The organism is Micromonospora sp. URMC 103 (assembly GCF_051386435.1).
Taxonomy (GTDB): domain Bacteria; phylum Actinomycetota; class Actinomycetes; order Mycobacteriales; family Micromonosporaceae; genus Micromonospora.
In genome coordinates, this window is sequence record NZ_JBPQTR010000005.1 from 2,147,276 (window position 1) to 2,161,810 (window position 14,535).

General features: G+C 72.9%; 12 protein-coding genes. 2 read left to right on the forward strand and 10 right to left on the reverse strand.

Annotation, left to right across the window (positions count from 1 at the left end):
- The first annotated feature begins 147 nt into the window (after positions 1-147).
- Positions 148-3,003, forward strand: coding sequence for an aconitate hydratase (locus ACSNOA_RS23115; RefSeq protein WP_436661337.1), 2,856 nt, complete (start codon positions 148-150; stop codon positions 3,001-3,003).
- Positions 3,004-3,082: 79 nt separating this feature from the next.
- Here the strand turns inward: ACSNOA_RS23115 and ACSNOA_RS23120 are convergent, their stop codons facing one another.
- From ACSNOA_RS23120 to ACSNOA_RS23150, 7 genes are all read right to left on the reverse strand, one after another.
- A complete protein-coding gene (locus ACSNOA_RS23120; protein WP_436661338.1) occupies positions 3,083-3,682 on the reverse strand; it encodes a GTP-binding protein in 600 nt (199 codons plus the stop codon).
- A complete protein-coding gene (locus ACSNOA_RS23125; RefSeq protein ID WP_436661339.1) occupies positions 3,663-4,049 on the reverse strand; it encodes a DUF742 domain-containing protein in 387 nt (128 codons plus the stop codon). The genes ACSNOA_RS23120 and ACSNOA_RS23125 overlap by 20 nt, the downstream gene beginning before the upstream one ends.
- Before the next feature lie 5 nt (positions 4,050-4,054).
- Complete coding sequence (locus tag ACSNOA_RS23130) at positions 4,055-4,477, reverse strand: roadblock/LC7 domain-containing protein (RefSeq protein ID WP_436661340.1); 423 nt, start codon at positions 4,475-4,477, stop codon at positions 4,055-4,057.
- A gap of 92 nt (positions 4,478-4,569) precedes the next feature.
- Complete coding sequence (locus ACSNOA_RS23135; RefSeq protein WP_436661341.1) at positions 4,570-7,143, reverse strand: nitrate- and nitrite sensing domain-containing protein; 2,574 nt, start codon at positions 7,141-7,143, stop codon at positions 4,570-4,572.
- Between the two features lie 142 nt (positions 7,144-7,285).
- Positions 7,286-8,896: a prenyltransferase gene (locus tag ACSNOA_RS23140; protein ID WP_436661343.1), complete on the reverse strand. Its 1,611-nt coding sequence runs from the start codon at positions 8,894-8,896 to the stop codon at positions 7,286-7,288.
- Positions 8,897-8,913: 17 nt separating this feature from the next.
- The gene (locus ACSNOA_RS23145; protein WP_436662417.1) at positions 8,914-9,780 is read right to left on the reverse strand and encodes a terpene synthase family protein; all 867 of its coding nucleotides are present in this window, start codon (positions 9,778-9,780) and stop codon (positions 8,914-8,916) included.
- A gap of 30 nt (positions 9,781-9,810) precedes the next feature.
- Positions 9,811-11,190, reverse strand: a complete 1,380-nt coding sequence (locus ACSNOA_RS23150) for a cytochrome P450 (RefSeq protein ID WP_436661344.1) — start codon at positions 11,188-11,190, stop codon at positions 9,811-9,813.
- Between the two features lie 335 nt (positions 11,191-11,525).
- Between ACSNOA_RS23150 and ACSNOA_RS23155 the strand changes: the two genes are divergently transcribed.
- Positions 11,526-11,774: a DUF2630 family protein gene (locus ACSNOA_RS23155; protein ID WP_436661345.1), complete on the forward strand. Its 249-nt coding sequence runs from the start codon at positions 11,526-11,528 to the stop codon at positions 11,772-11,774.
- A gap of 47 nt (positions 11,775-11,821) precedes the next feature.
- Here the strand turns inward: ACSNOA_RS23155 and ACSNOA_RS23160 are convergent, their stop codons facing one another.
- The 3 genes from ACSNOA_RS23160 to ACSNOA_RS23170 form a co-directional block, all read right to left on the reverse strand.
- Positions 11,822-12,757 carry a serine protein kinase RIO gene (locus ACSNOA_RS23160; RefSeq protein ID WP_436661347.1) on the reverse strand — a complete coding sequence of 312 codons (936 nt, stop codon included), beginning with the start codon at positions 12,755-12,757 and terminating at the stop codon, positions 11,822-11,824.
- A gap of 175 nt (positions 12,758-12,932) precedes the next feature.
- Positions 12,933-13,577: an HAD family hydrolase gene (locus tag ACSNOA_RS23165; RefSeq protein ID WP_436661348.1), complete on the reverse strand. Its 645-nt coding sequence runs from the start codon at positions 13,575-13,577 to the stop codon at positions 12,933-12,935.
- 55 nt (positions 13,578-13,632) lie between these two features.
- Entirely contained in the window at positions 13,633-14,496 is an 864-nt protein-coding gene (locus ACSNOA_RS23170; protein WP_436661350.1) for a carbon-nitrogen hydrolase family protein, read from the reverse strand.
- Positions 14,497-14,535 lie beyond the last annotated feature (39 nt).

The following is a 14,535-nucleotide window of genomic DNA, read 5'->3' on the forward strand; positions in this document are numbered from 1 at the left end:
CTCGTTCCGCACGATGGCACGAGGTTGCGTTTATAGCAAGACGGACGTACGGTTTTGTTGCGCAAGGGTGCGGGTAAGTGTTGCCTAACCTCGGTGGCACCCGGCCCGGTGCGACAGACTGCTCAGGACTACTCACGGTCGCTGGTGATGAAGGAGTACGACGTGGCGAGCCTCGACACCTTCGGTGCGAAGACCCAGCTACGCGTCGGAGACGCGAGCTACGAGATTTTCAGGATCGACAAGGTGGACGGCCACGACCGCCTGCCGTACAGCTTGAAGATCCTGCTGGAGAACCTGCTGCGGACCGAGGACGGAGCGAACATCACGGCCGACCACATCCGCCAGCTCGGCGCGTGGGACCCCACGGCCGACCCGAGCGTGGAGATCCAGTTCACCCCGGCGCGGGTGCTCATGCAGGACTTCACCGGCGTGCCGTGCGTGGTCGACCTGGCCACCATGCGGGAGGCCGTCCGCGACCTGGGCGGCGACGCCACCAAGGTCAACCCGCTCGCCCCGGCCGAGCTGGTCATCGACCACTCCGTCATCGCCGACCTGTTCGGCCGCGAGGACGCGTTCGCGCGCAACGTCGAGCTGGAGTACCAGCGCAACAGGGAGCGCTACCAGTTCCTGCGCTGGGGCCAGACCGCGTTCAACGAGTTCAAGGTCGTGCCGCCCGGCACCGGCATCGTGCACCAGGTCAACATCGAGTACCTCGCCCGCACGATCATGGAGCGCGGCGGCCAGGCGTACCCGGACACGGTGGTCGGCACCGACTCGCACACCACCATGGTCAACGGTCTCGGCGTGGTGGGCTGGGGCGTCGGCGGCATCGAGGCCGAGGCCGCCATGCTCGGCCAGCCGGTGAGCATGCTGATCCCGCGCGTCGTCGGCTTCAAGCTCTCCGGCGAGATGCCGGCCGGCACCACGGCCACCGACCTGGTGCTCACCATCACCGAGATGCTGCGCAAGCACGGTGTGGTCGGCAAGTTCGTCGAGTTCTACGGCCCGGGCGTGAGCGCCGTGCCGCTGGCCAACCGCGCCACCATCGGCAACATGTCCCCCGAGTACGGCTCGACCGTGGCGATCTTCCCCATCGACGGCGAGACGATCCGCTACCTCCAGCTGACGGGCCGCGACGAGCAGCAGGTCGCCCTCGTCGAGGCGTACGCCAAGGAGCAGGGCCTCTGGCACGACCCGGACGCGGAGCCGGACTACTCCGAGCGTCTGGAGCTGGACCTCGGCACCATCGAGCCGTCGCTGGCCGGCCCGAAGCGTCCGCAGGACCGGGTGCCGCTGGGCAGCGCCAAGACGCTGTTCCGCTCGGCGCTGAAGGACTACGTGGCCGCCGACGAGACCGGCGCCGACCGGGACCGCAAGCCGGGTGTGCCGCAGCTGGAGAAGCCGTACGGCGTCGAGGGCCACGCCGACGAGGCGAGCGCCGAGTCGTTCCCGGCCAGCGACTCGCCGGCCAACGGGGTCAACGACCCGGCCGACGCCCCGCGCGACCTGGAGACCGCGGCGGTCGGTGCCGGCGGGCGGGCCACCAACCCGATCCGGGTCACCGGCGCGGACGGCACCGAGTTCGAGCTGGACCACGGCGCCGTCGTCATCGCCGCCATCACCTCCTGCACGAACACCTCGAACCCGCAGGTCATGATCGGCGCGGCGCTGCTCGCCCGCAACGCGGTCGAGCGGGGCCTGTCCCGCAAGCCGTGGGTGAAGACCACCCTGGCTCCCGGGTCCAAGGTCGTCATGGACTACTACGAGCGCGCCGGCCTCACGCCGTACCTGGAGAAGCTCGGCTTCCACCTGGTCGGCTACGGCTGCACCACCTGCATCGGCAACTCCGGCCCGCTGCCCGAGGAGATCTCCGCCGGCGTGAACGAGGCCGACCTCGCGGTCGTGTCGGTGCTGTCCGGCAACCGGAACTTCGAGGGCCGGATCAACCCGGACGTCAAGATGAACTACCTGGCGTCCCCGCCGCTGGTGGTCGCGTACGCGCTCGCCGGCACCATGGACATCGACCTCGCCAACGAGCCGATCGGCGAGGACAGCGAGGGCAACCCTGTCTTCCTCCGCGAGATCTGGCCGAGCAGCGCCGAGATCCAGGACGTCATCGCCTCGGCGATCGGCGCCACCGGCTTCAGCGCCGCGTACGCCGACGTCTTCGCCGGCGACGAGCGCTGGCAGTCGCTGCCCACCCCGACGGGCGACACCTTCGCGTGGGACGCCGACTCGACGTACGTGCGCAAGCCCCCGTACTTCGAGGGCATGGAGCGGGAGCCGAGCGCCGTCTCGGACATCTCCGGCGCGCGAGTGCTCGCGAAGCTGGGTGACTCGGTGACCACCGACCACATCTCCCCGGCCGGTTCCATCAAGGCGGACTCCCCCGCCGGCAGGTACCTGGCCGAGCACGGTGTGCCGCGGCACGAGTTCAACTCGTACGGCTCGCGGCGGGGCAACCACGAGGTGATGATCCGGGGCACGTTCGCCAACATCCGGCTGCGCAACCAGCTGGTTCCCGGGGTTGAGGGCGGCTTCACGGTCAACCACCTGACGGGCGAGCAGAGCTCGATCTACGACGCCTCGGTGGCCTACCAGGAGGCGGGCGTCCCGCTGGTCGTGCTGGCCGGCAAGGAGTACGGCTCCGGCTCGTCGCGTGACTGGGCCGCCAAGGGCACCATGCTGCTCGGTGTCAAGGCGGTCATCGCCGAGTCGTACGAGCGGATCCACCGCTCGAACCTGATCGGCATGGGCGTGCTCCCGCTGCAGTTCCCGGCCGGCGAGACCGCCGACTCGCTGGGGCTCAGCGGCACCGAGACGTTCACGATCACCGGGGTGACCGCCCTGAACGACGGCGACACGCCGCGTACGGTCAAGGTCACCACGGACACCGGCGTCGAGTTCGACGCGGTGGTCCGGATCGACACCCCCGGTGAGGCGGACTACTACCGGCACGGCGGCATCCTGCAGTACGTGCTGCGCCGGATGATCACGAGCTGACGCACCACGGTCGAAGGGCCCCTTCCCGCTTCGGCGGGGAGGGGCCCTTCGCTCGCGAGCGGCGGGGACGCGGGCGCGCTCAGTCCATGACGCGGGCGTCGCGGGTCTTCATGGCGTGCTCGAGCAGGGTGATGAGCACCTCCTTGCTCGACTCCCGCTGGCGGGCGTCGCACAGCAGCACCGGGACCCCCGGGTCCAGGTTGAGCGCCGCCTGCACCTCGTCGAGCCGGTACTGCTTGGCGCCCTCGAAGCAGTTCACCGCCACCACGAACGGCGTGCCGCGCCCCTCGAAGTAGTCGATGGAGGGGAAGCAGTCGGCCAGGCGCCGGGTGTCCGCGAGCACCACCGCGCCGATGGCGCCCAGTGCCAGCTCGTCCCAGACGAACCAGAACCGGTCCTGCCCGGGGGTGCCGAACAGGTAGAGCACCAGGTCGTCGCTGATGGTGATCCGGCCGAAGTCCATGGCGACCGTGGTGGTGCTCTTGCTCTCCACCCCGGACAGGTCGTCGATGCCGACCCCGGACTCGGTCAGCACCTCCTCGGTGCGCAACGGGCGCGTCTCGCTGACCGCACCGACCATGGTGGTCTTGCCCACACCGAACCCGCCCGCGACCAAGATCTTGATCGCGGTGGGCAGTGGGGTCGCTCCCGCCGGCCGCTCAGAGGGCCCGTAGTCCATTGATTACCGCCTCGAAAACACTGTTGTCGGGAAGACCGGCCGAGGTGCGCGGCTCGCGGACCTGGACCAGGTTGCGGGCCACCAGGTCACCCAGCAGGACGCGGATGGTGCCCACCGGCAGGTCCAGGTGGGCGGCGATCTCGGCGACGGACTGCATGCGCTGGCAGAGCCCCACGATCGCCACGTGCTCCGGCCCCAGGCCGATTTCCGCGCCGACGTCGGCGCGGGTCGCCGTGACCAGCGAGATCAGGTCGAATGTGCCGGTGACCGGGCGGGCGCGGCCACGAGTGACCGCGTACGGACGCACCACCGGCCCGGCATGGTCGTCCACCCACTGGTGCTCCGCGGACTCCCCCTGCACCGTCATCGCGGCTACTTCTCGCCGGTCGACTGATCGGCCGTACGGGTCGGCGAGGCCACGTGCTTGCCGACCCGGGTCACGAGCATCGCCATCTCGTAGGCGATCAGCCCGACGTCGGCGTCCTCACTCGCGAGGACCGCGAGGCAGGCGTTGCGGCCGGCGGCTGTGACGAAGAGGAACGAGGACTGCATCTCGATGATGGTCTGCTGCACCTGCCCGCCACCGAACCGCTTGCCCGCGCCGCGGGCCAGGCTCTGGATCCCGGCCGCCATCGCGGCCAGGTGCTCGCCGTCGTCCCGGCTGAGTCCCTGCGAGGAGGCCATCAACAGGCCGTCCGTCGAGAGCGCGACCGCATGCTCGGCCTGCTTCACCCGGCCGACCAGATCATCCAGCAACCACGTCAGGTCGGCACCCGATGCCGTCTTCTGGGCCACTCGTCGTCCTCTTCTCCACCGGCGGATGTCGCCGCGTTTCGTCTGGGCTGACCGTTCCGTCGCGAGCGGGTTCCCGCGTCGCGGGCGTACGGTCAGGTCGCTTGCTGCTCGTCGGCGTCCGGGCCCGCGCCCGGCGCAGGAGCGTCGCCAGCACCGCCGAGCAGGCGGGCGGCGTCCGTCCGGCCCCGGCGGGTGCCGGTCTGGTACGAGCTCATCATCCGGCGCACCTGCTCGGGCGGCCGTACCGTGTCCTCGTCCTCATCAGCGGCGCCGCCGGCGGGATCGTCACGCAGTTCGGGGACGATGTTCGCCTGCCGGACCCGGACCGGCAGGCCCGAGTCGGTGCGCGCCGACGGGATGCGCGCCGGAAGCGGGCCGGCCTCGGCGCCGGGCCCGCCGTCCGGTCCGGTCGCGGCCGGACCGTCGGCGCCGGAGCGGCGGACGGTCATCGGCAGTCCGGTCGGGACGGTCGGCCCGTCCAGCGCCGCCTGCTGCTCCGCCGCCCGGCGGGTGCGGGTCGGCAGCGCTTCCGCGGGAGGCCCGCTCCGGGTGCGGGTGGGCAGCGTCTCGGCCTCGTCGCCGGGCCCGTCGGCCTGCGCCACCGGCGGCTCCGGTCGGGTGGGGGCGGGTGGCTCGACCAGCGCCACGGGTGCCGCGGGCAGTGCCGGCGGCTGCTGGGGCGCGGGAACGGCCGGTGCGACCTGCGCGGGCGGGCCCGCGGGCGCCACGGCGGGAGCCCCCGCGGCGCGGGGCGTGGCGGGGATCCCGCCGGAGGTCTCCGGGTCGTCGGCGTCGGTGACCAGGTCGATCGGGATCAGCACGACCGCCGTCGTGCCGCCGTACGCCGACTCCTTGAGCTGCACCTTGACGCCGTGGCGCTCGGTGAGCCGGCTCACCACGTAGAGGCCCAGCCGGGAGGCGTTCGCGAGGTTCAGCTCGGACTGGTCCACGATCCGGTGGTTGGCCGCGGCGAGGTCCTCCGGGGTCATCCCGAGCCCGCGGTCCTCGATCTCGATGGCGAACCCGTTGGCCACCATCTGCCCGCGCACCTCGACGGTGGTGTTGGGCGGCGAGAACGACAGGCCGTTCTCGATGAGTTCCGCGAGCAGGTGGATGATGTCACCGACCGCGCGGCCGGCGAGCGACACCCGCCCGATCGGCAGCACGTTGACGCGGGTGTAGTCCTCGACCTCGGCGACCGCGCCCCGGATCACGTCCACCATGGGCACGTTGCGGCGCCAGGCGCGGCCGGGCGTCGAGCCGGAGAGGACGATCAGGTTCTCCGCGTTACGCCGCATCCGGGTGGCCAGGTGGTCGACCCGGAACAGGTCCTCCAGCTCCTCGGCGTCCTGCTCGCGCCGTTCCATGGCGTCGAGCAGGGTGAGCTGGCGGTGCACCAGCGCCTGGGTGCGCCGGGCCAGGCTGAGGAACACCTCGCGGACGTTGCGGCGAAGCTCCGCCTGCTCGACGGCCGTGCGGATGGCCGTCTCCTGCACCCCGTTGAAGGCCTTGCCGACCTGGCCGATCTCGTCGTCGCCGAACTCCAGCGGCGGCGCCTCCTTGGCCACGTCGACCTCCTCGCCGTGGCCGAGCCGCTCCACGACGCTGGGCAGGCGCTCGTTGGCGAGCCGGAAGGCGGCCTCGCGCAGCCGTTCGAGCTGGCGGAGCAGGGCCCGGGCCGTGGTGATCGAGACGATGATCGAGGCGATGACGGCGAGCAGACCGAGACCGGCGGCGAGCACCAGCCGCACGACGACCATGATGCCGACCGGCATGGCCCGGGACACGACGTCGACGCCGCCGGCGATGATGACGTCGCGCAGGCCCTGCATGGCGGGGGCCGCGGCGTCGTTCCACTCGGCCGTCTGCACGGGCGGCCGGCCCGGGACGTTGCGGGCCCGGACGACCTCGTCCTCGAGCGCGCGGAACCGCTGGAACGGCTCCCCCGCGATCGTCCGCTCGAGGCGGTCTCGGTCGCTGCTGGCCATGTCGATCGCCGTCTGCTCGGCGAGGAACCGCTGCGCCCCGACGAGCTGGGCGAACTGGGCCTGCTCGGCCACCGTCATCCGGCCCGCCGCCAGTGCGCCGGTGAGCAGGGCGTCCTCCTGGGACACCAGCTCACGGGCGCGGTTCAGGCTGATCAGGGCCGAGGTCTCCTGCGCGATCTGAGGGTCGTCGAGACCACCGAGCGCGTCGAACACGCGGAAGATCGAGTCGACGACGCCCACGTAGGCGGCCATCGTGGTGGTGCGGTCGATGCTGCGGCCGTCCACACCGGACCGGGTCTCGTCGAGCCGGTCCAGAGCCCCGAGCAGGTCGTCGATGCGGTGCTCGAGCTGCTCGCTCGCCGGCACCTCGGTGCGCCAGTCCCGCACCGACTCCCGGAACTCGGACGCGTACTGGTCCGTGCGACGCCGCTCGGCCGTCAACTCCTCGAGCTGAGCGGCGTCCGGCCCGCCCAGGTAGGCCAGCGACAGCCGGCGCTCCTTCTGCAGCTGGACGAGCAGCGGGTCGCTCGGCTCGAAGACCCGCGTGTTCAGCGTCTGGACGCCGAGCAGGTTGAACCCGTCCCGGACGGTGACCCATGCCGCGAAGGCCCAGAGCGCGACCAGCGACACGAGCAGGGCAATGACTTTGGTACGGAGATTCGTACTGCGGGAACCCATCACACCGTCCTGGCCGGATATCTGGTCATGTGCCCGAGCATGGGTATCGGCGCACAAATCGACTCCGGCGCACGCTAGCAGTGTCGGGTTGTTCACTCAAGCGGTCCTGATCATGGCTTTGCGGGCTAGGGTCGCCCGTCGCTCACCCGGACGTGGCGCCGCCCTCCGCGAGCCGACGGGCCGCATGCACCGTGGCCTGCACGATCAGGGTCGGTCGATACAGATCCTTGTCGTGCCAGAGATCTGGATCACCGTCCACATCGTCCGCTCCGGACAGCCAGGCCGCGCCCCGGCCGACCGCCGCGGCGGCGGAGGCGGACCCCGCCCGGCGGCCCGCGGCCGTGAGGATCTGCACGGCGTACGCGGTCTCCTCGGCGCTGCCGGCCCACCGCCCCCAGGACCCGTCCGGGCGCTGGGTGGCGAGGACCCACCGCGCCGCCCGCTCGACCGCTCGCCGCGCCCCGTCGCCGTGGCCGTACTCGGCCAGGGCCAGGGTGGCGCAGCACGTGGCGTAGTACGGCGAGGCGTGCCACCGGTCCGACCACCGGCCGTCCGGCTCCTGCTGGTCGAGGAGCCAGCCGGTGACCCGGCGCACCGCGGACGCCAGCCAGGACGCGGCCGGCCCGCCGTCGGGCAGGAGGTGCCCGAGGGCGTCGAGCACGTGGGCGTTCGTGGTGATCGACGCGCCGTCCTCCCCCGGCCAGGTGCAGAAGTGCTCCCCCGTGTCGTACGGCCGCAACGCGGTCGGATCCACCGGGTGCCCCAGCCGGGCGAGCGCGTAGAGCGTGGCCGAGGTCGTGTCGGCGTCCGGCGGCAGGCCGGGGCCCGTGGGGGTGCCCGCGGGGCCGAGAGCGGCGCGCAATCCGTCCGTCAGGGCGGCCGGCACCCGCATCGGCACGCCGGCCCGGGACAGCGTGCCGAGCACCCAGGAGCGTTCGAACACGGCGATGGGGCTGGCGCAGGGCACCGGGCCCCCGTACTGCCGGACCAGGTCCTCGAGGTAGCGCCGGCCGGGCTCGTCCCGCTCGGGACGGGCGCCGAGCCAGGCGGCGGTCGCGGCGGGCGAGGCGCCGACCGTGCCCGGGTCGACCGGGCCGACCCCGACGGCCCGTCGGGCGGACGGGCCGACCACCTCGAGGGCGTGCGCGAGCTTCTCCGGCAGCGGACGGCCCGCCGCGAGCAGCATCCGCACCCGGTCCAGCCGATCACCGTCCATTCCGTCCGGCAGCGGCAGCGGGCGGGCGCCGCGCCAGCGCGCGAGCGCGTCGACGGGCTGGTCCCGCAGCGCGTCGAGGCGCCCGGCGAGCAGCTCGGTCATCGCGGGGACGATCAGGTCGGTCGCGGGAAGGTCGGGCGGCGGCGGGGCGGTCGGGCCGGTGAGCCGGTCGTGGAGCGCCACGAGTCCGTCGTGGACGGCGCGCACGAGCCGTTCCCGGCCGACCGGACCGCCGTCGCGGCGCAGGAGGGCGGCCAGCAGCGCCTCGGTGGCGCTGAGCGTGGGCACGAGGGCGTACCCTTCCGGGCCGCCCCAGGCCCCGTCCGGGCGCTGCCGGGCCACCAGCCACGCGATCCGCTCGTCGTGCCCGGTCAACCACGGCGCGAGGCTGACCACCCGACCGGTCTCGTACACCGACGGGGAGGAACGCCCTGCGGGTTCCGCGAGCATCGCGGCGAGCAGATCGCCGGCGGTGTCGGCCGCCGTCGCCCGCTCCGCGAGCGCCGCGCTCGTCGGGGCGCCCGGCGCCCCGGTCACCGTCCACGGGCTCCCATTCATCGGCTGCCCCAGAAGTCCGTCGAACCGTAGAAGCCGCTCGTGTAGCCGAGCTGGCGGGTCAGGTAGCGCGCCTCGCGCGGGCACCGGTGGGCCAGGTCCGCGAGCGTCTCCCGGCAGCGGTCGGTGAGGGCCGCGGCCCGCCGCGCCACCTCGGCGCGATCGCCCACCAGCGTGATGGCGTTCAGGTCGCCCCACTCGCGATCGCGGTCGTGGGTGGCGAGGTCGTTGACCAGCCGCAGGACCCGCTGCACCTCGTCGCTCGCCGCGATCAGCTCGGGCAGCCGGCCGTGGGTCCCGGCGTCACCGGTACGGATCCAGTGCGCGACGTTGACCACCGTGCAGGCGAGGTTGTCGGCGTTGTCGAGGTACTCCTCGTAGCTGGGCGGCTCACCGGCGGCGACGGCCTCCCGCCAGTCCCACTCCCGCGCCATCGCGGCGAGCGTGCGCCGGACCTCGTCCCGCCACACGCCGCGTGCCTCGGCGTAGCCGGGCGCCCCGGCCAGTTCGTCACGCAGCTCCGCCAGGTACCGCCCCAGCGGGTCGTTCGCCGCCGGCTCGGCCCCGTCGACCACGGCGAGCGTGTCCGCCGTGACCCGGTCGACGTCCTCGCGCGACTTCGCGAGGTAGTCCACCTGCCAGTCCAGGGCGAAGCCCCACAGCACCGCCCGGTTGGCGAAGCGCAGCTCCTCGGTGGTGCACCACGGAGAGCTGAAGGCCATGGCCATCGAGATGCTGGTGTACAGGGCCGGGTCGAACGGCCGGGCGGAGAAGAGTTCCGGGTGGGTGGCCGCCAGCCGTTGCAGGTCACGCTGGCCCTTCGCGGCGAGCGCGCAGATCCTGCCCTGTTCGGCGGCGAGGGTCATCTCGTCGTCGGTCTGTCGCACGTCCACTCCTCAGGCCGCGTCCGCGGCGCTGGTCAGCGTCAGCTCCACCCGGGTTCGCGGGCGCAGCGCGGCGGCCAGCCGCAGCCCGGGTACGCCGGAGCGGCGCAGCCGGAAGCGGTAGCGGCTCAGCATCGTGGCCAGGATGAGCTGCGCCTCCAGGTAGAACAGGTACATGCCGAGGCACTGGTGCGGCCCGCCGCCGAACGGGAAGTGGGCGTAGCGGTGCCGGCCGCGGATCCGCTCGGGCGTGAACCGGTCCGGGTCGAACTCGTCGGGCCGTTCCCAGAACGCGCTCATCCGTTGTGTGATGAGCGGGCTGGCCACCATCGTGGCGCCGGCCTCGATGGTGACGCCGTCGATGACGTCGTCCGCGACCGCGCGGCGCGGGATGATCCACCCGATCGGGTAGAGCCGCAGCAGTTCGTCGAGCACCATCCGGGTGTACGGCAGCTGGGTGAGGTGCTCCCGGCGGACCGGCCCGTCGCCCACCACCCGCGCGATCTCCTCGTACAGCCGCTCGGCGACGTCGGGCCGCTCGTCGAGGTGCGGCCAGAGCCAGGTCAGCACGTTGATGGTGGTCTCGGTGGTGGCCGCGAACATGGCCACCGTGTCGTTGCGCACCTGCTGCTCGCTGAGCTGCCGGCCATCCTCCGTACGCGCCCGCCAGAGGGTGGAGATGACGTCGTCGCCCTCCTCCGCGGTGGCCTTGGACGCGCGCACGATCGGCAGCAGAACGTCGTCGACGATGCGCTTCGCGCGCCGGAACGGCCGGTCGCCCGGCATCGGCAGCGACAGCGGCGCGAACGGTACGACGATCCGCGGGATCACGGCGGTGGCGATCACGTCCTGCGCGTCGACCACGCGCATGGCGTCCGTCACGGAGATCTTGTCGCCGAAGAGGACCTTCATGATGGCCCGGCACACGATGCGGGACTGCTCGACTCCGATGTCGACGGTGCGACCGTCGCGGGACGGCTCGTCGAGGTCGTCGACGGCCTGGCGGATCGCCTCGGCCATGCCGTCGACCAGCGCCTCGATCCGCTTCGCGGTGAACATCGGCTGGAGGGTCCTCCGGCTGGCCGACCAGATCTGCCCCTCACCGAGGATGCCCTCGCCGAAGAGGCGCTTCACCGGGCGCCAGAACAACCCGTCGCCGGCCCGCTCGTAGTTGGCCGCCCGTTCGCGCAGCACGTGCTGCACGTGCCGGGGGTGGGTCACGAGGTACGGGCGGAACGAGCCGAGGTTGAGGCGGATGAGCTCGCCGCCGGTGCGGTTGCCCACCTCGATCAGCGCGCGGGCCGGGTCGCGGAGGAGGCCCGGCACGATCTGGTGCAGTGGGACGGTGACCGCTCGTCGACTGCCGGGCTGCCCGATGTGTGGCGATTGCACCTCCGCCGAACCCCCTTTGGCAACTGTCCGTCGTGGAACGACTCTTCCGAGTCAGCACTCAGCCGAGCATGCCATTGCTTCGTCAAACTTCTCTAGTCGCGCACAGAGAAAATTTCACGGTCGCGAGTCGCGTCCCTGGTAAGGGCGCCGGACGGAAATCACGATGGGGAGAGATCCCGCACACACCCGCCCCGCCCGGACACCCCGGCGGCGCCCGAGCGTGACGCCTCCGGCCAGGATGATCATGGCGCGGCCAACCTACCGTAGCGCCGCCGGCACCGGCGCGGGTGGGGGAATCCGCGCGGCTGCCGGGACCCTGTGCCAGGCTCTTGGTCATGGACGACAAGACCATCCTGAACCGGATCTCCGAGTTGGTCGACGAGGAGCACCGGTTGCGCGCGGACGCGCAGGCCAACGAGTCCGGCACCGACGACGCCGCCCGGGACCGCCTGCGTGAGCTGGAGGAGTCCCTCGACCAGTGCTGGGACCTGCTGCGCCGCCGGCGGGCCGCCCGGGCGACGCACGGCGACCCGGACGCCCAGGGCGTACGCCCCAAGCCGGAGGTCGAGCGCTACCTGCAGTGAGCCGACGGGTGGGCCGGGCGACCCGCGGGCGACCCGGCCCACCCGGCTCAGCGGAGGCCCGCCTCGCGCAGCAGCTCCTCGGTCAGCGCCGCCGGGTCGACCTCGGCCGCCGGCAGGCCCCGTGCCGCGAACCACGTGCTGACCACGCGGACGTCCCGGGCCAGGAACTCGGGGCCCTGCGGGTTGCCCACCACGTCGACCACCTGCGGCAGGTCGATCAGGACGAGCCGGTCCCGGTGCACCAGCAGGTTGTACGGCGACAGGTCGCCGTGTGCGTACCCCGCGCGGGCCAGCACCACGAGCGCGTCGACCAGCTGGGTCCAGAGGTCGCGCAGCGCGGCCGGGTCGGGCCGGAGCTGGGCGAGCCGGGGCGCGGCCTGCGCCCCGTCCGGGTCGCCGAGGAACTCCAGCATGAGCTCGGTTCCGCGCAGCTGCACCGGGTAGGGCACGGCGATGCTGCCGTGCTCGGCGCCGACCTCCCAGAGCCGGGCCAGCGCCGCGAACTCGGCCGCCGCCCACTGGCCGGCGATCAGCTGCCGACCGAACGCCGTCCGGCCGGCCATGGCGCGGTTCTCGCGAGAGCGGCGGACGCGCCGCCCCTCCAGGTAGCCGGCGTCCCGGTGGAACAGCCGGTGTTCGGCGTCCCGGTACCGCTTGGCGGCCAGCAGGCACGCGCGGTCGGTGCCGGGCACCGCCCGGCGGACCAGGTGGACGTCGGCCTCCTTGCCCGTCTTGAGCACACCGAGGTCGGTGTCCTTGGCGGCCAGCTCGGTGACCAGCCAGGCGGGGTGCGGCTGCGGCCCGTGCACGGCGTCGTCCCAGGACGACCAGCGCTCGCCGGTCTCCGGGTCGGGGTCGGCGTCCGGGTCGGTGGCGACCGGCTCGGAATGCCGGCCGCGCTTCAGGAAGTGTGGTTCGTCGTCGTCGAAGCGGCGCTTGCCGCGGGTCCGGCGCCCCTGCGCCGGAAGATCGTGTTCGCGCACTGCGGTGTTGGTCCCTTGGTCGAGGCTGATGGAGGCAGGTGGAGACGACCTGCAAAGACGGCCATGACCGACCTCCTCTCCTCGACCGGGCGCACGCCCGGTGCACGGTGCGCCGACCATGCTCACCGGCGTTCCAGCCCGGGTCAACCGAATTAGGCGGAACGACGCGCGCCGCTCAGCGCGCCAGCACGGCGGCCACCGCGGCGATCGCGCCGTCGGCCGTGCGGGTCGGCGCGAACCGGCCGTCGGCCCAGGTGCGCCCCCGGTGCAGCCACACGCTGGGCAGGCCGACCGCCGTTGCGCCGCCGATGTCCGCCTCCGGGCCGTCACCGACCACCCAGGCCCCCCGCAACGGCATCCGGACCCGCTGGGCGGCGAGCGCGAAGATCCGGGGGTTGGGCTTGCTGACGCCCGCCTCCTCCGAGATGACCCAGTCGGCGACGTAGCGGTCCAGCCCCGTACCGCGGATCTTGGCCTCCTCCTGGCGTACCGACCCGTTGGTGACCACCACCGGCACCCATCCGGCCGAGTCGGCGATCCGCAGCGCGCAGGCGATCAACGGGTCGAGCCGGCTGTGGGCGACCACCCCGTCGTGCAGCTCCTCGACCAGGTCGATCGAGGGGATGCGCAGCGCGTACCGGTCGCGGATGGCGTCGGCGACGTCCCAGCGGTCGGTCAGCCCGTCGGCGTCGATCGAGAGCAGCCACTCGATGTCGGCCGAGGGCGCGCCGATGGAGTCCAGGAAGCGCTGCCCCCAGACGCGGAACGCCCCGGCCCGGTCGAGCAGGGTGTTGTCCAGGTCCAGGAGGAGCAATGGCACTCGGGCACCCTACGGGAATGAGCGCACCTCTCGACAGGTCCGTTACGTGAACTCCTCAGCCGAGCAGCGAGAGCCGCGCCGGACCGAGGTCGGACAACCGGTCGGTGAGCATGGTGTGCGCCGCCCGGGTGGCCGCCAGTTGAGCCGGGTCGAGCGTCGCGACGAGCACGTCCTCTCCGGCGTCCGCGCCGCGGGCCAGCGGGCGTCCCTCCGGGTCGTAGACGGCGGCGCCACCGTTGAACCGCCACGGTTCCGCGCCGCCCACCGCGTTGGCGAACACCACGAACATCGTGTTGTCCAGCGCCCGGGCCGGGTAGTAGAGGTCCCGGCGATGCTCGGAGCCGGCCAGGTAGCCGCTCGGGCAGAGGTAGCCGTGCGCGCCGTCGGCAGCGGCGGCCCGGCCGTGCTCCGGGAAGCAGCCGTCGTAGCAGATGCCGAGCCCGAGCCGCCAGCCGTCGACGAGCAGGGTCGCGCCCCGGTCGCCGGGATCGAACAGGTCCCGCTCGCCGCCCCAGAGCTGCTGCTTGTCGTAGCCCACCCGGACGCTCCCGCCCCGGTCGACGACGAGCGACGAGATGGTCCGCCGGCCGTCGGCGTGGCGCACCGCGGCGCCGACCACCACGGTCACGCCGCCGGCCACGGCCGCGGCGCGCAGCGGCTCCAGGCGGGAGTCCTCGACCGTGCGGTCCTCGGCGGCCACCACGTCAGTGCCGGCCGGGTCGGCCGCGAGGGTCGGCGGATGGTACGCGGGAAGGAACAGCTCCGGCAGGACCGCGATCCGGGCGTCCCGCCCGGCGGCCCGCTCGACCAGGCGGGCGGCGGCATCCGCGTTGCGGGCCACGTCGCCCGGGACGGGCTGGGCCTGGACGGTGGCGACGGTCAGCGGGGCGGGCGGCAGGGCGACAGGGGGTGGCGTCACGCGGGCGATGGTAGACCGAGGCGGAAACCGGGCACTATC

Coding starts and splice junctions, on each gene's coding strand:
- ACSNOA_RS23135 (WP_436661341.1), bottom strand. CDS start 7,143: ATGGGTTCCCGCAGTACGAATCTCCGTACCAAAGTCATTGCCCTGCTC.
- ACSNOA_RS23145 (WP_436662417.1), bottom strand. CDS start 9,780: ATGACCCTCGCCGCCGAACAGGGCAGGATCTGCGCGCTCGCCGCGAAG.
- ACSNOA_RS23115 (WP_436661337.1), top strand. CDS start 148: ATGAAGGAGTACGACGTGGCGAGCCTCGACACCTTCGGTGCGAAGACC.
- ACSNOA_RS23125 (WP_436661339.1), bottom strand. CDS start 4,049: ATGACGGTGCAGGGGGAGTCCGCGGAGCACCAGTGGGTGGACGACCAT.
- ACSNOA_RS23155 (WP_436661345.1), top strand. CDS start 11,526: ATGGACGACAAGACCATCCTGAACCGGATCTCCGAGTTGGTCGACGAG.
- ACSNOA_RS23120 (WP_436661338.1), bottom strand. CDS start 3,682: ATGGACTACGGGCCCTCTGAGCGGCCGGCGGGAGCGACCCCACTGCCC.